We start from the raw sequence: 22,522 nt of genomic DNA, 5'->3' as shown, positions 1-22,522 counted from the left end.
CCTCAGCCCCCGTCTGCGCCTTTGACAAAGTCGATGAGCTGCCGGGTCGAGCTGTCGCGGATGTCCTCGGTGCCGGCCTTGCCATCCAGAACCGGCGCGATCTCGCCCGCCAGTTCCTTGCCCAGCTCCACCCCCCATTGGTCGAACGAGTTGATGCCCAGCATCACCCCCTCGACGAATACGCGGTGTTCGTAAAGCGCGATGATCTGGCCCAGCCGCCCCGGCGTCAGCCGGTCATGGATCAGCGTGGTCGAGGGGCGGTTGCCCGGAAATGTCCGGTGCGCCGCCTGTCGGTCCAATTCCGCGGCGGAAAAACCCTGCGCCTCGGCCAGCGCGCGTGCCTCGTCGCGGCTGCGCCCGCGCATCAGCGCCTTGGACTGGGCCAGGCAGTTGGCCACCAGCAGCCGGTGGTGATGATCCAGATGCGGATCATTGCCCCGCGCGGCGACCATGAATTCGCACGGCACCACCTGCGTGCCCTGGTGCAGAAGCTGGTAAAACGCGTGCTGGCCGTTGGTGCCGGGTTCGCCCCAGACCACCGGCCCCGACGGCCCGTCAAGCGGCTGCCCGCCCATGCTGACGCCCTTGCCGTTCGATTCCATTTCCAGCTGCTGCAGATAGGCCGGCAGCCGCGCCAGCCGCTGGTCGTAGGGCAGTACCGCGCGGGTGGGATAGCCGCACACATGGCTGTGCCACAGTCCCGTCAGCGCCAGCATCACCGGCATGTTCTGCTGCGCCGGCGCGGTGCGGAAATGGGTATCCATCGCCTCGCCCCCCGCCAGGAAGTCGCGGAATGCCCCGGGCCCCACGGCGATCATCAGCGACAGCCCGATCGGCCCCCAGATCGAATAGCGCCCGCCGACCCAATCCTCGAACCCGAAGACGCGCGAGGGGGCGATGCCGAATTCGGCCGTCCTGTCCACGGCGCTGGACAGCGCCACGAACTGCGCCGCCGGATCGTCGACCACTGCCGCCATCCAGTCGCGCGCCGTCTGCGCGTTGGTCATGGTTTCCTGCGTGGTAAAGGATTTCGAGGCGACGATCACCAGCGTGGTGGCCGGGTCGAGCCCCTTGAGCGTGTCGGAAATATCCGCCCCGTCGATGTTCGAGACGAAATGACAACGCGGCCCGTCATGCCAGGGCGCCAGCGCGCGCACCGCCATTTCCGGGCCCAGGTGCGATCCGCCGATGCCGATATTCACCACGTCGCGCACCGCGCCCCCGGCGCAGCGGAAATCACCCGAGCGCACCTTGTCGGCGAATTGTTCCATCCGTTCCAGCGTCTGGCGAACCTTGGGCATCACGTCGCGCCCGCCCGACACGATCGGCCCGCCCGACAGGTTGCGCAGCGCAACATGCAGCACCGCGCGGCCCTCGGTTTCGTTGATCGGCTCGCCGGTGAACATGGCCTCGCGCCGCTCGGCCACGCCGCGCGTCTCGAAAAGCGCCAGCAGGCCCGCGCGTGCCTGCGCCGTCATGGAGGTCTTGGAATAGTCGAACAGTATCCCGTCCATGCGCACCGAGAAATCGGCGGCGCGGCCTGCGTCCCGCAGCAGATCGGCGATGTGCGCGCCGCGCTCGGCTTTCAGTGCCTCCCACATGATCTGTGCCTCGTCTGAATCATACTCAAATCATTCGGTGTAACTACATGTTTCGCATGAACAAAAGCGTGTGCAGCGCTGGTCATGATGCCTCGGCGGGGCGGCCCCGGCCCAGCGGGTCGGGGTTGCGCGGGGCCACGCCCGCGACCATCCCCAGCCAGTCGAGCGCCTGGCGCATCAGCACCGCCCGCCCGACGCACAGGATCGCTGGCGGCTCCAGCCCTGCCGCGGCGATGTCGGCGGCCATTGCGGCCAGCGTGGTTTCCAGCACCTGCTGGCGGGGCGTGGTGGCGGAGGTGATCACTGCGCAGGGTTCATCCGCCGCCCGGCCCGCATTCATCAGCGCCTCGGCGATGCCGGCGGCGTGTCGCATACCCATGTAGATCACGATTACCTGGCTGCCCCGCGCGATGGCCTGCCAGTCCAGCGTCGCCGGTGTCCTGCCCGACTGGTCATGCCCGGTGACAAAGGTGATCGCCTGGTTGACGTCGCGATGGGTGGCGGGAATGCCGGCATAGGCCAGCCCGCCGATGCCGGCGGTGATGCCGGGCACGACGCGGATCGGCACGCCATGCTGCACCAGCGTCTGCGCCTCTTCACCGCCACGGCCAAATACAAAGGGATCGCCGCCCTTGAGACGCAGCACCTTGTGTCCGGCCTGCGCCAGTTCGACCAGTTTCAGCGATATGTCGCGCTGGCTGGCCGAGGCCTTGCCGCCGCGCTTGCCGGCATAGATCAGCTCTGCCTGCGGCGCCCAGCCAAGGATCGCCTCGTCCACCAGCGCATCATAGATCACCTTGTCGGCCTGACCGAGCGCGTTGAGCGCGTGCAGCGTCAACAGTCCCGGATCGCCCGGCCCGGCGCCGCAAAGCCACACCCATCCGGGTTCCAGCACCGGCCAGTCACCACCGGGAAGAGAGATCGAGTCACCCATGCCCTATGTATGCCCTGATCCGGCCCGCCGGGAAAGGGCGGTACTGCCCGGCGCAGGCGTATGAAATCGCCGATTGGCCCGCGCCGACGGGTTGCCTATAGTCGCCCTGATGACCCGCCAAACCGATCTTTCTTTCCAGCGACCGATGCCTACGCCCGGACCGGGGGCATCGCCGTGACCGGGCGCATCATCGAAACCGAGGCGGATATCGAGGAAGGCATGGCGCACCTGGCGGCGATCTGCCCGCGCATGGCCCATGCCCGCGACCTTTGCGGCCCGGTGCCGCTGCGCCGGCGCGCTGATGGGTTTGCGGCACTGCTCAGCGCCATCGTCAGCCAGCAGCTCAGCACCAGCGCGGCAGATGCGATCTGGAACCGGATGCAGGCGGCGGGACTGGATGCGCCGGACCCGATCCGCCGCGCGGACGAGGCCGATCTGCGCGCCGCGGGACTGAGCCGGCAGAAGATCCGCTATATCCGCGCTCTTGCGGAAAGCGATCTGGATTTCAATGTGTTGCGCGCCCTTCCTGATGCGGATGTCGTGGCCCGGCTGACCGAGTTGCCGGGCATCGGCGTGTGGACGGCGGAAATCTATGCGATGTTCAGCCTCGGGCGGGCGGATGTCTTTGCCCCCGGCGACCTGGCGTTGCAGGAGGCCGCGCGCCTGCTCTACGATCTGTCCGAGCGGCCGCGCCCACGCGATCTGCGCCAGATGGCAGAGCCCTGGGCGCCGTGGAGATCGGTTGCGGCGCGGCTGCTGTGGGCCTACTACCGGGTCGCCAAACAAAGGGAAGGGATCAGATGACGCGGGTTCTGAATGCCGGCCGCAAGGGGCCGAAATCGGGCACGACAAGGTCGGCAGTGGTGTTTTTGCACGGTTACGGGGCGAATGGCGCCGACCTGCTGGGGCTGGCGGACGTGCTGGCCGACCATCTGCCCGATACGCTGTTCGTCGCACCTGATGCGCCCGAATCGATCCCGATGATGCCCGGCGGGCTGCAGTGGTTTCCGATCCCCTGGATCGACGGCTCGTCGCAGGAAGAGGCCGAGCGCGGGATGATGGCGGCGGTGGACGACATCAACGCCTTTCTCGACGCGCTGATGGTGGACGAGGATCTGCTGCCCGAACAGGTGGTTCTGTTCGGATTCAGCCAGGGCACCATGCTGGCCCTGCACGTCGCGCCCCGGCGCGAGGATGCGGTTGCGGGCGTGGTGGCGTTTTCCGGGCGCCTTCTGTCGCCAGAGTTGTTGCGCGACGAGGTGGTCAGCCGCCCGCCGGTGCTGTTGGTACATGGCGACGCCGACGACCTGGTGCCGCCCTCGTCGATGCCCGAGGCCGCCGAGGCGCTGCAGGCGGCCGGGTGGACGGATGTCTATGCCCATGTGATGCAGGGCACCGGCCACGGCATTGACCCTGATGGGCTGTCGGTGGCGCTGGCCTTCATGCGTGACAAGATGGGGTTCTGACCACCCGCCGCGCCCCGAACCTGGTCCGGGGCCTCGTTCAGCCGGCACCGAGCAAATGCCCCGGCTTGGGGGCGGCGGCGCGCTGTCTGGTGTTGCCCGGGTTGGGCGCGCCCGCCCGGCGTCGCCTTCAGCCCAGCTTTCTGAGCCGCTTGAACAGGCTTGACGTGTCCCAGCGCCCGCCGCCCATCTTTTGGACGTCCTTGTAATACTGGTCCACCAGCGCGGTCACCGGCAGCGAGGCGCCGTTCTCATTGGCGGTGTCCAGGCAGATACCCAGATCCTTGCGCATCCAGTCGACTGCAAAGCCGTGCTCGAAATGATCGTCGAGCATGGTCTCGTACCGGTTGGCCATCTGCCACGACCCGGCGGCACCCTGGCTGATCACTTCGACCACCGCGCGCCCGTCTAGCCCTGCTTTTTCGGCGAAATGCAGCGCTTCGGACAGGGCCTGCACCAGTCCGGCGATGGCGATCTGGTTGCACATCTTGGTCATCTGGCCCGCGCCGCTGTCGCCGATGCGGCGGCAGAGCTTGGCATAGGTGTTCATCACCGGCTCGGCGGCGGCATAGTCGGCCTGCGTGCCACCACACATGACCGAAAGCTGGCCGTTCTCGGCCCCGGCCTGCCCGCCGGAAATGGGGGCGTCGACGAAACCCAGCCCCGCCTCGCGCGCGATGGCGGCCAGTTCCTGCGTGACCTTGGCCGAAACGGTGGTGTGATCGACCAGGATCGCCCCCGGTTTCATCCCGGCGAATGCGCCATCATCGCCAAGGCAGACACCCCGCAGGTCGTCGTCATTGCCGACGCAGGTCATCACGAAATCGGCGCCCTCGGCGGCCTCGCGCGGGGTGGGGGCGCTGCGCCCGCCATGCTGGTCGACCCAGGCTTGGGCCTTGGCCGCGGTGCGGTTGTAGACACAGACGTCATGGCCCGCGGCCTGCAGGTGCCCGGCCATCGGAAAGCCCATTACGCCCAGGCCAAGAAATGCCAGTTTCGCCATTGTTACGTACCCTCCCTCGTCGCGGCCATTGTATCGAGCCGGATTCCTGACTATTCCGACGCCGGATGCAAGGGGAAACGGGACGCGCGCGAGAATGGGACCGGTGCTGAAATGGCTCTTCCGGATCGCGGCCGCGATGGTGGTGCTGGCCACGCTTGCGATGGCGTCCATCTATTTCCTGCTGTCGCGCTCGCTGCCCGACTATGACAAGCGGCTGACGGTCGAGGGCATCTCTGCCCCGGTCGAAATCGTGCGCGACCACGCCAATGTGCCGCATATCTTTGGCGGCACAGACCTGGACAGCTTTTTCGGCCTTGGCTACGCCCATGCGCAGGACCGGCTGTGGCAGATGGTAACGATGCGGCGCACCGTGCAGGGCCGCCTGTCAGAGGTGTTCGGTACCCAGACGCTGGAAACCGACAAGATCATGCGCCGGTTCGGTTTTTACGCGCAGGCGCGCAGTTCGGTCAGCGTGCAGGACGCGCGCACCCAGGCGGCGCTGCGGGCCTATGCCGCCGGCGTCAATGCCCGGCTGGCCGAGATCAACGAGGATGCCCTGGGCCGCGGCGCGCCCGAGATGTTCATGTTCGATGTCGCCATCGCGCCCTGGCAGCCGGCCGATTCAGTCGCGCTGCTGAAACTCATGGCGGTGCAGATGTCGGGCCACCTGAAGGAAGAGGTGCTTTATGCCCGCGCGTCGCTGGCGCAGGACGACCCGGCGCGACTGGCCGACATCATGCCGCTGGCGCCGGGCACCGGCATCGCCGCACTGCCCGATTACGCGTCGCTCTTTCCCGAACTCGACGCGTTGTCGCCCCGGCTGGCAAGCGCTGATACGGATCGGCCACCGTTCTGGCCCTTCGCCGAGCGGGAACTCGCCGGCGCCTCGAACGCCTGGGCGGCAGCGCCGTCGCGTTCGGCCAGCGGCGGCACGCTGTTGGCCAACGACCCGCATCTGAGCTTTACCGCGCCGTCGTTCTGGTATCTGGCGCGGATGGAACTGCCCGATGGCGGTGTCATCGGCGGCACCATTCCGGGCATCCCGCTGGTGATCAGCGGGCGCAACGCCAACCTGGGCTGGGGGGTGACGTCGTCCTATATGGACGACCAAGATGTCTATATCGAGCGGTTGAACCCGGAAAACCCGGCGGAATACCTGACGCCTGATGGCTACAAGCCGTTCCGTACCGAGAACACCATCATCCGCATCAAGGATCAGGACCCCGTCACCCTGACCCTGCGCTGGACGGAAAACGGCCCCGTCCTGCCCGGCAGCCGGTTCGACCTGGCGCGTGTGACGCCGCCGGGGCATGTTGCCTCGGTCGCGTGGACGGCGTTGTCGGCGCATGACACCACCATGACCGCTGCCATGGCATTGATGCGGGCACAATCGGTGGCCGAGGCGCTGGAGGCGGGGCGTTTCTTTGTCGCCCCCTCGCAGAACCTGGTGCTGGCGGACAGCGAAACCATTGCCATGAAGATGCTCGGCGCCATGCCGCGCCGCGATGCCGAGCACGAAACCCAGGGCCGGATGCCCAGCCGTGGCTGGCTTGCCCAAAATCGCTGGCCGGCGATGACGTCCTATGCCGCCAACCCCGAATTCGTAGCGCCCCGCGGCGGGTTGCTGGGCAATACCAACAACAAGATCGTCGACCGCCCGTTTCCCGCGCATGTCAGCTTTACCTGGGGCGACACCCAGCGGGTGCACCGCTGGCAGCGGCTGATGCAGGCGCGCCGGGTGCATACGCGTGACAGTTTCATCGAGGCGCAGCTCGACACCGTCAGCTTTACCGCGCGGGCGCTGCTGCCGCTGATCGGCAAGGACCTGTGGTTCACAGGCGAGGCCGCACCTGCCGGCACGCCCGAGCGCCAGCGCCAGCGTGCGCTGGAACTGCTGTCGGCCTGGAACGGCGAGATGAACGAACACCTGCCCGAGCCGCTGCTTTACGCGGCCTGGATGCGGGCGCTGACGGTAAGGCTGATCCAAGACGATCTGGGTCCGCTGGCAGAAGAGTTCAGCCATCCCGACCCGGTGTTCCTGGAACGGGTCTATCGTGACATCGACGGTGCCGCCGAATGGTGCGACATCCGCCAGTCGAGCGACCGCGAGACCTGCACCGACATCGCGCGCCTGGCGCTGGATGATGCGCTGGTCTGGGTCGGTGAACGCTATGGCGCCGCGCTGGAAAGCCTGCGCTGGGGCGACGCGCACCAGGCCACGCATGACCATCCGGTGCTGGGCTCGGTGCCGATCCTGCGTTATTTCGTCAATATCCGGCAATCGACCTCGGGCGGGGACAACACGCTGATGCGCGGGCGTACCTCGGGCGCCGATCCGCAACCGTTCCTGAACGTGCACGGTGCGGGGTATCGCGGGGTCTATGATTTCGCCGACCCTGACAGCAGCGTCTTCATCGTCTCGACCGGCCAGTCGGGCCATTTCCTCAGCCGCCATTACGACGACCTGTCACAACTGTGGCGGCGGGGGGAATATATCCCGATGTCGCTTGACCCCGAACTTGCCCGTGCGGCGGCGGTCGGCGTGACGGTGCTGGAGCCGCGCGTTTCGCAATAGAGAGGGCGCGGGCCGGTTTGACCGTGGTCTGTGCTGCCGTTAGCCTGCCCGCGAATGCACCCCCGGCAGGAGAGGCCATGCCAGACGACCGCGCCGTTGTCCGTATCGAGGGGCTGCAGGTGGCCTATGAGGCCGCCGAGGGGCCTGTCAGGGCGGTGGAGGACCTGTCGCTGACGCTCGCCCCGGGCGAGGTGCTGTGCCTTGTCGGCGAAAGCGGCTCGGGCAAGTCCGCCGCAGCGCTGGCGATGATGCGGCTGGTGGAATTCGACGGCGGCCGCATCACCGGCGGCAAGGTGCTGTTCGAGCGGGCAGGGGGCATGACTGACCTCACCCGGCTGGATCAGAAGGCCATGCGCACCATCCGGGGGCGCGAGATCGGCATGATCTTTCAGGAGCCGGCGACCGCACTGAACCCCGTCATCACCATCGGCCGGCAACTGGCCGAGGGATTGCGCCGGCACGAAGGGCTGTCGCGCCGCGCCGCGCGGGCGCGGGCGGCGGATCTGCTGCACCAGGTGCGCCTGCCCGATCCCGAGCGCCGGTTGCGGCAATACCCGCACGAGCTGTCGGGAGGGCAGCGTCAGCGGGTGATGATCGCGATGGCGCTGGCCTGCCGGCCCCGCCTGCTGATCGCGGACGAGCCGACCACCGCGCTTGATGTCACGGTGCAGGCCGAGATCCTGACGCTGATCGACCGGCTGCGGCGCGAGACCGGAACGGCGGTGATCTTCATCACCCATGACATGGCTGTGGTGGCGCAGATCGCCGACCGGGTGGTGGTGATGCACGAGGGGCGCAAGGTCGAAGAGGGGCCTGTTGCACGCATCTTTTCCGCGCCTGCCCACCCCCATACAAGGGCACTGCTGGCCGCGGTGTCGCGGACCGGCCCGGTGCCGGCCCGGCCCGGCGCAGGGGGCGAGGCACCGCTCTTGTCGGTGCGCGGCCTTGTTACCCGCTATGCGATGCGGGGCGGCATGGCAGGTCGGCGCGAAAAGGGGCGGCTGCACGCGGTTCAGGACCTATCGTTTGACATCGGACACGGGCGGACGCTGGCGCTGGTGGGCGAGACGGGCAGCGGCAAGACCACGGTCGGGCGGTCGATCCTGCGGCTGGTTGAACCCGACGCCGGGCAGGTTCTGCTGGCGGGGCGCGACCTGACGAGGCTTGACGCGCGGGCGCTGCGGCAGGCCCGCCGGGGCGTTCAGATGATCTTTCAGGACCCGTCCGACAGCCTTGATCCGAGGATGAGCTGTGGCAAACAGGTTATTGAACCGCTTTTGAATTTTGGCATTGGCAATCCCGCCGAGCGGGCCGATATGGCGGCGCAGCTGTTCGATCGCGTCGGCCTGCCGCGCGCACTGATGACCCGCTATCCGCACGCGCTGTCGGGCGGGCAACGCCAGCGGGTGGCGATCGCCCGTGCGCTGACGCTGTCGCCAAAGCTGCTTGTCGCTGACGAGGCGGTCAGCGCGCTCGATGCCGGGGTGCGGGCGCAGGTGCTGGACCTGCTGGCGCAGTTGCAGGCCGATCTGGGGATTTCGTGCCTCTTCATCAGCCACGACATCGGCGCGGTGGCCCGGATCAGCCATGACGTGGCGGTGATGTATCGCGGTCGGATCGTCGAAATGGGTCCCTGTGCGGCGGTGCTGGAAAACCCGCGCCACGCCTATACCAGGGCGCTGATGCGGGCAGTGCCGGTGCCCGACCCGGCCCGCAGGGGCGGATTCGAGGCGTTGCAATCCAGCGCCGTTGCGACACCTATACACCCCAGAGGGCACGAGTCGGGACCTTCGGTCTATCGAGAGGCCGGGCCGGGGCACCGGGTGCTCGTTTCCGATTGCGGATATGTGGAACAGGAGGTGGGCAATGCCCGTGAAGAACCGCTTTGCCGAGATGCATGACAAGATCGCCGAATGGCGGCGCGACATCCATGCACATCCCGAGCTTCTGTTTGAAACCCACCGCACCGCCGCGCTGGTGGACGACAAGCTGCGCGAATTCGGCTGCGACGAGGTGGTGACCGGCATCGGGCGCACCGGCGTCGTCGGCGTCGTCCGCGGGCGCGAGACGGGATCGGGGCGTGTTGTGGGGTTGCGCGCGGACATGGACGCGCTGCCGATCGAGGAACGGACCGGGGCGCCCTATGCCTCGAAGAACCCCGGTTTGATGCATGCCTGCGGCCATGACGGCCACACCGCGATGTTGCTGGGGGCGGCGAAATACCTGGCCGAGACGCGCAATTTCAACGGCACCGTGGTGGTGATCTTTCAGCCCGCCGAAGAGGGCGGCGGCGGCGCAAAGGTGATGTGCGACGACGGGCTGATGACCCGCTTCGGCATTCAGGAGGTCTACGGCATGCACAACTGGCCGGGCATTCCCGCCGGCCAGTTCGCCATCCGGCCGGGGCCGTTCTTTGCCGCCACCGACAAGATCGGGATCGTGATCGAGGGCAAGGGCGGCCATGCCGCCAAGCCCCATGACACAATCGACCCCTGCGTGATCGCAGCGCAGCTGATCGGGGCCTTGCAGACCGTGGTCAGCCGCAACGCCGACCCCACCGAACAGCTGGTGGTGTCGATCACGGGGATGGAAAGCACATCCCAGACCTTCAACGTGATCCCGTCCTCGGTGCGGCTGACGGGCACCGTGCGCACCATGAGCGCCGGTCTGCGCGACCTGGCCGAGACGCGGATGCAGGCCATCTGCGACGGCATCGGCGCGGCCTTTGGCGGGCGCATAACGATGGACTATGAACGCAACTATCCGGTGATGGACAACCACGCCACGGAAACGGGTTTTGCCGCCGATGCGGCGCGCGCCGTCAGCGGCCAGTGTGACGAGGCACCGCTGGTGATGGGGGGCGAGGATTTCGCATTTATGCTGCAAGAACGCCCCGGCGCCTATATCCTGATGGGCAACGGCGACACGGCTATGGTGCACCACCCGGAATACGACTTCAACGACGCGGTGATCCCGGTGGGGTGCAGCTGGTGGGTCGAAGTGGCCGAGGGGCGCATGCCGCTCTGACCGGGCGACGGGGCGCGAGGGGAAGGGAAAAGCGATGGCAGCACTGGCGCGGCTACTGGTGATCGGATTCGTGGTTCTGACGGTGATCTACGTGTCGCTGTCGATCTATTCCCGCTCGGTGCGCCGGCGCAAGCTGCAGGAGTGGTGGGAGGAAGAAGGCCGCCCCGGAGAACTGGACACCTATACCGAAGAGGGGCTGCGCGACTATGAGGGATCGCTCAGGCGCAAGCTGATCTGGGGCGTCTACATCGTGCCGGTGGCGGTGGTGGCGCTGATCATCTACCTGACCAATTTCCGCTGATCTTTTGCTGCGGGATGGCTTTGGCTGGCCGGGCGCGGAAATGCCGGCGCGCTGCCTTTGGGGGCCAGATATCTATTGGGTATTTTCAACCAGAAAGAAGCAGGGCACGCGCGCCGGGCGCACGGCGGTTCCATCTTTTGACCGGGTAAATGTCGGGGAAATGGTGGGCGACCCAGGAATCGAACCTGGCGTGCGTCTCCGCGAGGGAGTTACAGTCCCCTGCCACACCTTGCGGCCTGTCGCCCACACCGACCCGGGTCGCGTGCGGCCCCGGACGTGACGGGGTATTTAGAAGCGCGGCCAATAGGCGTCAACCGGAAAATGGCTTGCGGGTCGGGGCGGTCGCGCGCATTGTCGCGGCTCGTTATCGAAGGGGGCAGGAATGGCTGCGAAGAAACCGCGTTGGGCAATCGAAAAGGAGCAGGCGAAAAAGGCCGCTGCCGCCGAAACCGTGTGGCTTTTCGGGCTGCACGCGGTGCGCGATGCGCTGCTCAACCCGGCGCGGGACAGGCTGCGGTTGATTGTAACGCGCAACGCGGCCGAGCGGCTGGCCGAGGCGATAGACGCGGCCGGAATGACCCCCGAGATCGTCGATGCGCGCCGCTTTACCGCCCCGCTCGACCCGCAATCGGTGCACCAGGGCGCGGCGCTGGAGGCGCGGCCGCTGGATTGGGGCAATCTGTCGGAATGCTGCACGCCCCGGCCGGGGCGCCCGCCGCGCGTGGTGCTGCTGGACCGGGTGAGCGACCCGCATAATGTCGGTGCGATCCTGCGCTCGTCCGAGGTGTTCGGCGCGCAGGCGGTGGTGGCGACGCGGCACCATTCGGCGCCCGAAACCGGGGCCCTCGCCAAGGCGGCCAGCGGCGCGCTGGAACGTCAGCCCTATCTGCGGGTGATCAACCTGGCGCGCGCCATCGACGAGTTGCAGGCGATGGGGTACCTGGTGCTGGGACTGGCGGGCGAGGCTGAACTGGACGTCGAGACCGCGCTTGTCGACCGGCGCGATGGGCCCGTGGCGCTGGTGCTGGGGGCCGAGGGGCCGGGCCTGCGCCCCAAGACCCGCGAATGCGCCGACATGCTGGTAAAGATCCCTGCTGCGGGCGCGTTCGGATCGCTCAACGTCTCGAATGCGGCGGCGGTGGCGCTATATGCCGCTCGTGCGGAGGGCTGAGGCGCGCGGTCTTAGCCGGATGATTACGGTTGCGTGTCGTGCAGCGCCGCCACCGCGCGTTCGCACACGCCCAGTTCCAGCCACTGGCATCCTGCGCACAGGTGTTGCAGCCCCCCAGGCGGCACGCGCTTTTGGATGCGGCGCTTGGCCTCGCCCCAGGTCAGGCGTGCGCCCGCGAACAGCCCCAGCGCGCGGGCATGGCGGGCGTCGAGCGCGGCGATATGGGGTTGCACCTCGCACAGCGTGCCGCGGCGGCGGGGGCAGGGGGCGCAGATGTCATCGGTCTCGCCGGTGATTTCGATCACCACGTCATTACCGCCCGGCGCGCGCAGCCTGTCATCGACGATAGCCGCCATATTGGTGACAAAGGCGGACGAATAGCCTTTGCCCTGGAACCCCAGCGAGCAGAGCAGGTGATGCGGACGGTATCGGACGGGCGGCGTGTCTGTCATGGCCGGGGCAGGATGGGCGGTGTCGCGGGGCTGGTCAAGGCCGGCCGGGAATGGTCAGCCGGTGGACCTGGTTGTAGACGACGAGCATGATTTCGCCCTCGCCGATGGCGGCGACCTGGTAGGGTTCGATCCGGTCGCCGACGCCGAGAGTGACGATCTCGCCGGTGCCGCTGCGCATCAGCGCGCGGTTTCCGGCAACGGCCAGAAAGGTGCCCAGCAGCACCGGCTGATCGCTGGGCAGCACGTCCTGTTGGGTGGCCTGATCGGCGGTTTCGGATGAAAGTGCGGTTGTATCGGCGGTCTGCGCCATGACGGGATCCCTTCGGGACAGCAGCGGGCGCGCAAATCGCGCGCCGGCTGCGGCCCCTATCCGGCAATGACGGACATGAAAAGGGGGTGGCCCGGTCGCACCGGCGCCCTGGGCGGAAAGCCGCCGTAGGGGGGCGTTATTCGGCCGCTTTCAGCTCGAATCCCTTTTCGATCATGTCCGACGGCGCAACCGGGTAGTCGCCCGAGAAACAGGCGTCGCAATACTGCGGGCAGCTTTTGTCTCGGCCTTTTGCCTCGCCCACGGCGCGGTAGAGTCCGTCGAGAGAGATGAACCTGAGGCTGTCGACGGCGAGATATTCGCACATCTCGTCCTCGGACATGGTGGCGGCCAGCAGCTTGTCGCGGTTGGGGGTGTCGACGCCATAAAAACAGGGCCACGCGGTGGGCGGCGAGGCAATGCGGAAATGCACCTCGGCCGCGCCGGCATCAAGGATCATTTCCTTGATCTTGCGCGAGGTGGTACCGCGCACGACGCTGTCATCGACCAGGATCACCCGCTTGTCCTTGATCAGCGCGCGGTTGACGTTGAGCTTGAGCCGCACACCCATGTTGCGGATCTGCTCGGTCGGTTCGATGAAGGTACGGCCCATGTACTGGTTGCGTATGATCCCCATCGCGTAGGGAATGCCCGATTCCTGCGAAAATCCGATCGCGGCCGGGGTGCCGCTGTCGGGCACGGGGCAGACGAGATCGGCATCGACCGGCGCCTCGCGCGCCAGTTCAACGCCGATCTGGCGGCGGGTTTCATAGACAGAGCGGCCGCCGATGATGCTGTCGGGGCGCGAGAAATAGACATGCTCGAAAATGCAGAAGCGCGGGTGAGTAGGGCGGAAGGGGCGATGGCTTTCGATGCTCTGACCGCTGATGATCACCGCCTCGCCCGGTTCGACCTCGCGCACCAGTTCGGCGCCGATGATGTCAAGCGCGCAGGTTTCCGAGCTCAGCACCCAGCCGTCGCCGACCCGTCCCAGAACCAGCGGTCGCACGCCCAGCGGGTCGCGCACGCCGATCAGCTTGGTTCGCGTCATTGCCACGATCGAGAACGCACCCTCGACCCGGCGCAGCGCGTCTTCCATCCGGTCGGGGATGGTGCGCTGGAACGAGCGCGCCATCAGGTGGATGATGCATTCGCTGTCGGAATTCGACTGGAAGATCGAGCCGCGCTCGATCAACTCGCGGCGCAGCGCCTCGGCATTGGTGATGTTGCCGTTGTGGGCTATGGCCGCGCCGCCCAGAGAAAATTCGCCAAAGAAGGGTTGCACATCACGCAGCACCGGCGCCTTGGCGCCGTGGGTGGAATAGCGGACATGGCCGATCGAGATCGAACCCGGCAGCGTTTCCATCAGGCTGGCGCGGGTAAAGTTGTCGCGCACATAGCCGAAACGGCGGGCCGAGTTGAAACCCTGTTCGGGCGCGTACGAGACGATTCCGCCAGCCTCTTGCCCGCGGTGTTGCAGGGCGTGCAGGCCGAGGGCGACGAAATTGGCCGCTTCGTCCACGCCGATGACGCCGAAAACGCCGCACTCTTCGTGCAGCTTGTCATCATCGGTGCCGTGCGCGCGCAGGGCATTGAAATCGAACGGGTGGCTGGGGGGCATTTGCTTTGGCAAGGGCAGCTCCGACTCTCACGGTTGCCGATTGCGCCCTTCATAGGGCGTCAGAACTTCGGTGTCACGAAACTATAACGATTAAATTCGCACGCGCTGCGCCATGATATTCCTGCGTCGGGTCATCAGCGCTGATCGCAGACGCCGACGAGTTGTTCGTATTGGCGGGTGATCCAGCCAAGCGCGGCCTCCGGGTCCTGATCTTCGACCTGTTCGGTCAGCCGGGCAAAGACCCGGGCCGAGCGACTGTCGTCGATCATCTGGATGTTCTGGCCGGTGACGATGGTCTCGTAGACGAAATAGGCGATGGCGACCAGCAGGATGCCGCGCCCGACGCCAAAGAGAAAACCCAACCCCTGGTCGATGCTGCCCAGCGCCGAACGCTGCACCAGCGACGAAAACATCGGCGTGATCAGCGAGGCGGCGATCAGCGCCACCGCGAAGATGGCGGTAAAGGCGGTAATCATGGACAATTCGCAACTGTCGGCGATGAAATCGCCCACCACCGGCAGTTCCGTCACCAGCGGTTCGACCTGCGGCGCAAAGACAAAGGCCAGAACGCCCGCGACGATCCAGCCGGCGATGGCCAGCGCCTCGCGCACCAGCCCGCGCGAATAGGCGAGCAGTGCCGAGAGCACGATCACCAGCGCGACGCCGCCGTCTATGATGGTGAAGCCTTCCATGCAATCCGCCTCTTTCGCTTGCCGGTCCTATCCGGCGCCGAACATCTCGCCCACGAGCGCGGCAAGATCGCCGTAGTCGCGCAGCTTCATGTCCTTGCCGCCGCCGGCTTTGCCGCCGGACGGTACGATTGCCGTGGTGAAACCAAGTTTTTGCGCCTCTTTCAACCTGTTTTCGCTCTGCGGTACCGGTCGCAAGGCGCCCGACAGGCTGATTTCCCCGAAAACAACGGCCTCGGGCGGCAGCGCGATGTCTTCTCGCGCGCTCAGCAGCGCGGCCGCGGCGGCCAGGTCGGCGGCCGGATCGGCGATGCGCAGCCCCCCGGCGACGTTGAGATAGACATCGAGCCCGGCAAACGGGATGGCGCAGCGCGCCTCGAGCACGGCCAGCACCATTGCCAGGCGGGCATTGTCCCAGCCGACCACGGCGCGGCGGGGCTGCGCCAGCGACGTGGGCGCGACCAGCGCCTGAAATTCCACCAGCACCGGGCGCGTACCCTCGATCCCGGCAAAGACGACCGATCCCGCCGCCGGCGCGCCGCGCCCGGCCAGGAACAACTGCGACGGGTTGGCGACCTCGGCCAGCCCGCGACCCGTCATCTCGAACACGCCTATCTCGTCGGCGGGGCCGAACCGGTTCTTGACCGAGCGCAGGATGCGGAACTGGTGGCCGCGCTCGCCCTCGAAATAGAGCACCGTGTCGACCATGTGTTCCACCACGCGGGGGCCCGCGATCTGGCCCTCCTTGGTGACGTGGCCGACCAGGATCACCGCCGCGCCGCGCCGCTTGGCAAAGCTGGTCAGCTCGTGCGCCGCGGCGCGCACCTGCGCCACCGAGCCCGGCGCGCTGTCGACGGTGTCGGCCCACATGGTCTGGATCGAATCGATGATCACGAGGCCCGGACGCTCTGCCTCGAGCGTGGTGAGGATGTCGCGCAGGCTGGTGGCAGAGGCCAGCCTGACCGGCGCCTCGGCCAGCCCCAGCCGCGCCGCGCGCATGCGGATCTGCGCGGTGGCCTCTTCGCCTGAGATGTAGAGGGTTTTCAGCCCCGCTTCGGCCAGCCGCGCGGCGGCCTGCAACAGCAAGGTGGATTTGCCGATGCCGGGGTCGCCGCCCACCAGCGTGGCCGAGGCCGGCACCAGCCCGCCGCCCAGCACGCGGTCGAATTCCGCCATGCCCGAGGCGGTGCGCGGCGGCGGCGGTTCTTTCGCCGACAGATCGGTCAGCGTCAGCGCCGCGCCGCGCTTGTTACCCAGCGATTGCTTGCCCGGGCCCGAGGACAGCGGCGCCTCTTCGACAATGGTGTTCCACGCGCCGCAGCCTTCGCAGCGGCCCGACCACTTGGTGTATACCGCGCCGCAGGCGGTGCAGGTGAAGGCGGGGGATTTTGCCATGTCCCTTCCTGCCCTCTGGCGCGACCGCTGGCAAGCCGTCAGGTCAGCCCCGGCGCGTTGCTCGGGCGGAAAGGATCGAGATCGCCAAGGAAGCGAGGATGCAGAAGGTGAAAAGGTACAGCCCCCAGGCGGTTTCAATTCGGCCCACGCCGATGCCCTTGGACACGGTGATGTAGAGCGCGACAAGGAATATGTCGGCCATCGCCAGCTTTCCCAGGATGGTCAGCGCCGGCAGCACCCGGATATCGAGCAGCCCGAAATGCAACAGCGCCAGCCCCAGCGTTTTGACGTAGGGGGCGAACAGGGCAAAGAAGGTGACGACAAGCGCCAGAAACACATCCGTTCCCCAAAGCGACGCCAGCCCCGAGATGACCGAGATTTCCGACAACCCGAAAAGCGGCAGCACCCCCGCCCGCAGCATCGGCGCGAACCAGGCGACGGGAAAGAGGATCAGGAGGCAGAGGTTGGCGTATTTGAGCATGGACAATCCATCGGGTACGAGATGTGGGGCAGCTTTGCAGCTTGTGGGCTGGGTGCCAAGTCGCCAATTCGATGGATTTTGCTTGGAAGTCTTCAGGGAGTGTTGGGCTTTAGGAATGCCGCATCAATGACTCCAAGAGCGTTGGTCTCCAATTTGTAACAGGTAAAATTCAATCGGTTCGAAAGTTACTAAAGAACTCACGTCGCAAGCGCTTTTCGAGAGATTCCAGCGCCACTAGGACGACTTCACAATTTGGTATGGTAAACATACCAGATTGAAAGTAGCGCGCACGAAACGGCTTGTCGAAGCTCGCATTCAGTAGCCTTAGCTGCTGACAAAAATTATTGAATGTTGGTTTATCGGGAGTTTCCATGAAAATCTCATGCTTCTCGCGGTGAAAAACATGGTGCTTCAGCGCAGAGTTTATTCCATCTGCAAGATCATGAGATGCGCAAATCTGCCGAACCGTTCGAAATAGAAAAACAAGATCGTGCCGTTTGAATTCGGATTTGCTCGTTCGCTTAACACGACCGTCTTCATCGATCTTGTAACTGAAACCTTTGAATGTCTTTAGTCTGTTATTCTCAACGCCAATACTTCTCAGAAATGACTTAAAAACCAATTCTGCACTGTGCCCTAACAGCAGCAACAAAGGACCGGCTTCCACACCCAAGTCAACTATGTAAGGGTAGTCAGGTTTTCGGTTTTTCTCAAAGACATCTCTGGAGACACTTAGGAACGTAGATGCGTTGTTTGCTTCACCCAAAGGCGCCAAAGCTTCAGGTGTTAGCACAATTGTTCTCACCGCACCGCCTCGATCGGCCCTTCGGCACGGCCGTGGATGAACTGGTCGAGATAGGGATCGCCCGAATTGTCCAGTTGCGATACCGGCCCGGTCCACTTGATCACCCCGTCATGCAGCATCGCCACGTTGTCGGCGATGGCGCGCACGCTGGTCATGTCGTGGGTGATGGTCATGGCGGTGGCGCCCATCTCGGTCACGATTTCGCGGATCAGGTCGTTGATCACCCCCGACATGATCGGGTCGAGGCCCGATGTGGGCTCATCAAAGAATATGATCTCGGGCTCGGCGGCGATGGCGCGGGCAAGGCCGACGCGCTTTTGCATGCCGCCAGACAGCTCGGCGGGGAACAGATCGGCCTGTTCGGGCTTCAGCCCGACGCGGCGCAGTTTCTCGATGGCGATCTCGCGCGCCTCGGCCTTTGGCCGCTTGAGCGAGCCACGCATCAGGCGAAACGCCACGTTCTGCCATACCGGCAGCGAATCAAACAGCGCGCCGCCCTGAAACAGCATCCCGAACCGCGCCAGGAACGCATCGCGGTCGCCCTTGGTTACGTCCATATCGTCAAGCGTGATCAGCCCGCTGTCGGGGCGAATGAGGCCAAGGATGCATTTCAGCGCCACCGACTTGCCGGTGCCCGAGCCGCCGATGATCACCAGCGAGGTGCCGCGCGCCACCGACAGGTTGATCCCCCGCAGCACCTTGTTGCTGCCAAACGCCTTATGAACGTCCCTGAGCTCGATCATATCGAGAAAAACAGGCTGGTGAGAACGAAGTTGGTGGCAAGGATCAGGATCGCCGCCGCCTCGACCGCCGACTTGGTGGCGCGGCCGACGCCCTGTGCGCCGCGGCCCGTGTGCATGCCGAAATAGCAGCCCAGCAGCGTGGCGATGAACCCGAACGCCGCCCCCTTGACCAGGCTCGACACCACGTCGAGGGTTTCGATGAAATCGACGGTGTTTTTCAGATAGGTGCCGGGGTTGAAGCCCAGCGTGCGCGTGGCAACCATGTAACCGCCCATTACCCCGATGATATCGCCGATGCCCACCAGCAGCGGCACCATCAGCAGCCCCGCCAGAACACGCGGCACGGTAAGGTATTTCATCGGGTGGGTCGACAGGGTCACCAGCGCATCGATCTGTTCCGTCACCTTCATGGTGGCGATCTCGGCGGCGATGGACGACGTCACGCGCGCCGCCACCATCAGCCCCACGAGCACCGGCCCCAGTTCACGCACCATGCCGATGGCCACGATCTGGGGCACCACCGCCTCGGCGTTGAAGCGCGCGCCGCCCGCATAGATCTGCAATGCCAGTGCGCCGCCGGTAAAGATTGCCGTCAATCCCACCACTGGCAGGCTGAAATAGCCAACGTTCATAAGGCTTTGCAGCAGTTCTTTAAGGTAAAAGGGCGGTCGCACCATGTGGCTGATCGTGTCCAGCGCATAGAGCGTCAACCGCCCGATCATGGCCAGTGTTTGCAGCACCGTGCGCCCGATAGCGGCGAGAAAGGCTGCAACCCACCTCATTGGCCGCGATAGCGTCTGCGATAGCGCGACCCAAGCGAGGTGAGGATTTCATAACCGATGGTGCCGGCATTGTCGGCCAGGGTATCGACCGACTGGTGCCGGCCAAGCAGCTCCAACGATGTCGGGTCGTCGTCCAGCCCGGTGATGTCGACGCAGATCAGGTCCATCGAGATGCGCCCGGCGATCGGGCAGGCGAGGTCGTCGGCATAGAGACGCGTCTTCGGCCCCATCGCCCGCAGGATGCCGTCGGCATAGCCGGCGGCGACGGTGGCGATGCGGGTCTCGCGCACGGCGGCGAAATCGCAGCCGTATCCCACCGTTTCGCTGGGGGCGAGCGTGCGGCACTGGATCACCGGCAGGTCGAGCGACACGACCGGGCGCGCATCTACGAATGGCAGCCCGCCATAGAGGCCGATACCGGGGCGGGAAACCTCGAAATGATAGTCGGCCCCCAGCAGCACGCCGCCCGTATTGGCCAGCGAGCGGGGAATGCCCAGGCCATCCGTCATCTCGCGAAAGGCGCGCAGTTGCTTCGCGTTCATCGGGTGGTCGGGTTCATCGGCGCAGGCGAGATGGCTCATTACCAGCACGGGGCGCTGTTCCAGCGCCACCTCGGCCACGGCGCCCCATTCGGCGGGCTCCATCCCCAGCCGGTTCATGCCGGTGTCAAGCTGGATGCCAAAGGGCGCGCCCGGCAGGGCCTCGACATGGCGGATAAGCTGGTCGATGGAATTGATCATCGGCACCAGTTCGGTGTCGCGGATCATGTCGGCGTCGCCGGGCATGTGACCGGAAAAGACATGGATCGCGGGGCCGGGCCCCAGTTCCTGCCGCAGGGCGGCGCCCTCTTCGGCGATGGCGACAAAGAACTTGCGCGCACCTTCGCGGGCAAGGGCGCGGGCAACCTTGCCGGCGCCCAGCCCATAGGCGTCAGCCTTGACCACGGCGCCGGTCTCGCCGTCAGACATGGCGGCAAGGGCGCGCCAGTTGGCGCGGATGTCGTCGAGGCCGATATTCAGGATAGGAGTAGCCATGTGCGGGGTTTTGACAGTCTCGTGGCGCGGGTCAAGCGGAAAGGCGGGTCAGCCCTGAGGGCGGGGCAGAGAATGCCACCAGATGCGCACCTCGCGTGCCAGCCCACCATCCGGCCCGCCGCGGTCGAACTGGGCGCTCAGCATGCCGTCCAGCTCCATCCACGGCAGCGGGTCGCCCGGCTTGCGGTCGGGCAGGCCGGTGCCGGCGGATTTGGCCCAGATCTGGAACAGCTCTTCGGACGCGACCTGATAGGTGACGTTCCAATGCGCGATGCCGCCATTGTCGTTGCGCGACAGAACCTCGTAGCGCAGCGAAATCCGGTCCTGCAGCTTGATCCGGTCCCAGTATGTCTTGCGCGCGTCGAAACTGTCCTGCACCTGAAAGGGCGTGTTCCAGTACTGCCCGTCCGGGGTAAAGAGCGCGGCGAATCCTTCGGAATCCTGCGCCTTCCAAACCCGCTTGTAGGCGGCCATGAAGTTGTCGATATCCATCTCAGTACCCTTCGCCGCCTTGCTGCTGCCACGGCTTGACGAGGTTGCCGAAGCGGGTGAACTGGCCCTCGAAGCTCAGCTCGATGGTGCCGATGGGGCCGTGGCGCTGTTTGCCGATGACGATCTCGGCGCGGCCGTGCAGGCGTTCCATCCGTTCCTGCCACTTGACCATCTCGTCGATCTTGTCCTCGGACGGCTTTTCGCGCTCGGCATAGTATTCTTCGCGGAAGACGAACATCACCACATCGGCGTCCTGTTCGATCGACCCCGATTCGCGCAGGTCCGACAGTTGCGGGCGCTTGTCCTCGCGCGATTCGACCTGGCGCGAAAGCTGCGACAGGGCGATCACCGGGATATCCAACTCCTTGGCGATGGCCTTTAGCCCCTGGGTGATTTCCGACACCTCGTTCACGCGGCTGTCGCGCGCGGTGGCGGGGCGGACAAGCTGCAGGTAGTCGACGATCAGCACATCCAGCCCGTGGGTGCGTTTCAGCCGCCGTGCCCGCGCCGAAAGCTGGCTGATCGGCAGGGCGGGGGTGTCGTCGATGTAGAGCGGGCAGGCCTCCAGCGTCTTGGCGGCCTCGACGAAGCGGCGGAATTCGGCCTCGGTCATGTCACCGCGGCGGATCTGTTCCGACGGGATCTCGGCCGCCTCGGACAGAACCCGCGCGGCCAGCTGTTCGGCGCTCATCTCGAGGCTGAAAAAGCCCACCACGCCGCCGTCGATCGCGCCTTCGCCACCCTCGGGCAGGGGACCGCGGCGATAGGCCTTGGCGATGTTGAAGGCGATGTTGGTCGCCAGCGACGTCTTGCCCATCGACGGCCGCCCGGCAAGGATCAGCAGGTCAGAGCGGTGCAGCCCGCCCAGCTTGCGGTCCATATCGACCAGTCCGGTCGACAGCCCCGCCAGCCCGCCGTCGCGGCGATAGGCGGCGTTTGCAACATCAACTGCGTCCTTTACGGCACTGAGAAAGCTTTGAAATCCGCGTTCAGACTGGCCCTGTTCGGCAAGGGAATAAAGGCTTTGCTCGGCCGCCACGATCTGGTCGCGCGGTTCGACCGAAACTTCGGCGCGGGCGGCGCGGTCGGCGATTTCGTGGCCGAGTTCGATCAGTTCGCGGCGGATCGCCATGTCATAGATCATCTGCGCATAGTCACGCGCGGCAAAGGCGCTGATGGCCGAGCCGGCAAGGCGCACCAGATAGGCCGGCCCGCCCAGTTCCTTGAGCCCCTCGTCATCCTCGAAAAAGGTCTTGAGCGTCACCGGCGAGGATAGGTTGCCCTTGGCGATGCGCGTCGCGGCGACCTCGAAGATGCGGGCATGCACCGGTTCATAGAAATGCTGCGGCCCGATCAGGTTCGACACCCGGTCATAGATGTCGTTGTTGGTCAGGATGGCGCCCAGAAGCTGCTGTTCAGCCTCGATGGAGTGCGGCAGCGATACTTCGCCCTTGGCCTCAGCGCCGGTGGCGTTGAAGCTGGTAACATTCGTCATCCCGTTCCCCTTTTGCAGATGCGCCTGTCATATCGAGACCGGGCGCGGCCACGCAACTTGTATGTTTCTGTGGATCGTCTGTGGATAACAGATTCCACAGGATTTAGAAATGGCGCAGTGATGTGCCACTATATCCTGTGGTTGGGCGCTG

The 22,522-nt window shown here is 65.8% G+C and carries 22 protein-coding genes and 1 tRNA gene; 7 read left to right on the top strand and 16 right to left on the bottom strand.

Going from position 1 to position 22,522, the window contains the following annotated elements:
- Positions 1-2: 2 nt before the first annotated feature.
- The gene (pgi, locus tag DL899_RS12205) at positions 3-1,601 is read right to left on the bottom strand and encodes a glucose-6-phosphate isomerase (RefSeq protein ID WP_111734642.1); all 1,599 of its coding nucleotides are present in this window, start codon (positions 1,599-1,601) and stop codon (positions 3-5) included.
- An 82-nt stretch (positions 1,602-1,683) separates the two neighbouring features.
- The gene (cobA, locus tag DL899_RS12200) at positions 1,684-2,535 is read right to left on the bottom strand and encodes a uroporphyrinogen-III C-methyltransferase (RefSeq protein ID WP_111734641.1); all 852 of its coding nucleotides are present in this window, start codon (positions 2,533-2,535) and stop codon (positions 1,684-1,686) included.
- A 174-nt stretch (positions 2,536-2,709) separates the two neighbouring features.
- Between cobA and DL899_RS12195 the strand changes: the two genes are divergently transcribed.
- The gene (locus tag DL899_RS12195) at positions 2,710-3,339 is read left to right on the top strand and encodes a DNA-3-methyladenine glycosylase family protein (RefSeq protein ID WP_111734640.1); all 630 of its coding nucleotides are present in this window, start codon (positions 2,710-2,712) and stop codon (positions 3,337-3,339) included.
- Positions 3,336-4,001, top strand: coding sequence for an alpha/beta hydrolase (locus DL899_RS12190; RefSeq protein ID WP_111734639.1), 666 nt, complete (start codon positions 3,336-3,338; stop codon positions 3,999-4,001). Before DL899_RS12195 ends, DL899_RS12190 begins: the two co-directional genes overlap by 4 nt.
- A gap of 127 nt (positions 4,002-4,128) precedes the next feature.
- On the opposite strand, the gene DL899_RS12185 is transcribed toward DL899_RS12190, so the two are convergent.
- On the bottom strand, positions 4,129-5,001 hold the full coding sequence (locus DL899_RS12185) for an NAD(P)-dependent oxidoreductase (RefSeq protein WP_111734638.1): 873 nt from the start codon (positions 4,999-5,001) through the stop codon (positions 4,129-4,131).
- A gap of 94 nt (positions 5,002-5,095) precedes the next feature.
- Here DL899_RS12185 and DL899_RS12180 point away from each other — a divergent pair, with 94 nt between their 5' ends.
- From DL899_RS12180 to DL899_RS12165, 4 genes are all read left to right on the top strand, one after another.
- On the top strand, positions 5,096-7,576 hold the full coding sequence (locus tag DL899_RS12180; RefSeq protein WP_111734637.1) for a penicillin acylase family protein: 2,481 nt from the start codon (positions 5,096-5,098) through the stop codon (positions 7,574-7,576).
- Positions 7,577-7,653: 77 nt separating this feature from the next.
- Entirely contained in the window at positions 7,654-9,477 is a 1,824-nt protein-coding gene (locus DL899_RS12175; RefSeq protein WP_111734636.1) for an ABC transporter ATP-binding protein, read from the top strand.
- Positions 9,443-10,603: a M20 aminoacylase family protein gene (locus DL899_RS12170; RefSeq protein ID WP_111734635.1), complete on the top strand. Its 1,161-nt coding sequence runs from the start codon at positions 9,443-9,445 to the stop codon at positions 10,601-10,603. Before DL899_RS12175 ends, DL899_RS12170 begins: the two co-directional genes overlap by 35 nt.
- Positions 10,604-10,637: 34 nt before the next feature.
- The gene (locus DL899_RS12165) at positions 10,638-10,904 is read left to right on the top strand and encodes a hypothetical protein (RefSeq protein WP_111734634.1); all 267 of its coding nucleotides are present in this window, start codon (positions 10,638-10,640) and stop codon (positions 10,902-10,904) included.
- Positions 10,905-11,065: 161 nt separating this feature from the next.
- On the opposite strand, the gene DL899_RS19410 is transcribed toward DL899_RS12165, so the two are convergent.
- Positions 11,066-11,149: transfer RNA gene (locus DL899_RS19410), tRNA-Tyr, on the bottom strand.
- A gap of 137 nt (positions 11,150-11,286) precedes the next feature.
- On the opposite strand from DL899_RS19410, the gene rlmB reads away from it, so the two are divergent.
- Positions 11,287-12,075 (top strand): 23S rRNA (guanosine(2251)-2'-O)-methyltransferase RlmB, encoded by a 789-nt coding sequence (gene rlmB, locus DL899_RS12160; protein ID WP_111734633.1) that lies wholly within the window; start codon positions 11,287-11,289, stop codon positions 12,073-12,075.
- Between the two features lie 23 nt (positions 12,076-12,098).
- On the opposite strand, the gene DL899_RS12155 is transcribed toward rlmB, so the two are convergent.
- From DL899_RS12155 to DL899_RS12105, 12 genes are all read right to left on the bottom strand, one after another.
- Positions 12,099-12,527, bottom strand: a complete 429-nt coding sequence (locus DL899_RS12155) for a DUF1284 domain-containing protein (RefSeq protein ID WP_111734632.1) — start codon at positions 12,525-12,527, stop codon at positions 12,099-12,101.
- Between the two features lie 34 nt (positions 12,528-12,561).
- Entirely contained in the window at positions 12,562-12,837 is a 276-nt protein-coding gene (locus DL899_RS12150; protein ID WP_111734631.1) for a hypothetical protein, read from the bottom strand.
- 136 nt (positions 12,838-12,973) lie between these two features.
- Positions 12,974-14,455, bottom strand: coding sequence for an amidophosphoribosyltransferase (purF, locus tag DL899_RS12145; protein WP_111734630.1), 1,482 nt, complete (start codon positions 14,453-14,455; stop codon positions 12,974-12,976).
- A 134-nt stretch (positions 14,456-14,589) separates the two neighbouring features.
- Positions 14,590-15,147, bottom strand: coding sequence for a CvpA family protein (locus DL899_RS12140; protein WP_111734629.1), 558 nt, complete (start codon positions 15,145-15,147; stop codon positions 14,590-14,592).
- 27 nt (positions 15,148-15,174) lie between these two features.
- The gene (gene radA / locus DL899_RS12135) at positions 15,175-16,539 is read right to left on the bottom strand and encodes a DNA repair protein RadA (protein ID WP_111734628.1); all 1,365 of its coding nucleotides are present in this window, start codon (positions 16,537-16,539) and stop codon (positions 15,175-15,177) included.
- A gap of 43 nt (positions 16,540-16,582) precedes the next feature.
- Positions 16,583-17,020 carry a paraquat-inducible protein A gene (locus DL899_RS12130; protein ID WP_111734627.1) on the bottom strand — a complete coding sequence of 146 codons (438 nt, stop codon included), beginning with the start codon at positions 17,018-17,020 and terminating at the stop codon, positions 16,583-16,585.
- 169 nt (positions 17,021-17,189) lie between these two features.
- Positions 17,190-17,825, bottom strand: a complete 636-nt coding sequence (locus DL899_RS19405) for a hypothetical protein (RefSeq protein WP_162685569.1) — start codon at positions 17,823-17,825, stop codon at positions 17,190-17,192.
- Positions 17,822-18,568: an ABC transporter ATP-binding protein gene (locus DL899_RS12125; protein ID WP_111734626.1), complete on the bottom strand. Its 747-nt coding sequence runs from the start codon at positions 18,566-18,568 to the stop codon at positions 17,822-17,824. The genes DL899_RS19405 and DL899_RS12125 overlap by 4 nt, the downstream gene beginning before the upstream one ends.
- On the bottom strand, positions 18,565-19,350 hold the full coding sequence (locus DL899_RS12120) for an MlaE family ABC transporter permease (RefSeq protein WP_111734625.1): 786 nt from the start codon (positions 19,348-19,350) through the stop codon (positions 18,565-18,567). The genes DL899_RS12125 and DL899_RS12120 overlap by 4 nt, the downstream gene beginning before the upstream one ends.
- Entirely contained in the window at positions 19,347-20,384 is a 1,038-nt protein-coding gene (alr, locus tag DL899_RS12115) for an alanine racemase (RefSeq protein WP_111734624.1), read from the bottom strand. The genes DL899_RS12120 and alr overlap by 4 nt, the downstream gene beginning before the upstream one ends.
- 48 nt (positions 20,385-20,432) lie before the next feature.
- Positions 20,433-20,876, bottom strand: a complete 444-nt coding sequence (locus tag DL899_RS12110) for a nuclear transport factor 2 family protein (RefSeq protein ID WP_111734623.1) — start codon at positions 20,874-20,876, stop codon at positions 20,433-20,435.
- 1 nt (position 20,877) lies between these two features.
- Positions 20,878-22,371, bottom strand: a complete 1,494-nt coding sequence (locus DL899_RS12105; RefSeq protein ID WP_111734622.1) for a replicative DNA helicase — start codon at positions 22,369-22,371, stop codon at positions 20,878-20,880.
- Positions 22,372-22,522: the final 151 nt, after the last annotated feature.

Source organism: Roseovarius amoyensis, assembly GCF_003260265.1.
GTDB lineage: Bacteria > Pseudomonadota > Alphaproteobacteria > Rhodobacterales > Rhodobacteraceae > Roseovarius > Roseovarius amoyensis.
Note: the sequence above shows the minus strand (reverse complement) of the source record. Positions and strands in the feature narration are given on the sequence as shown.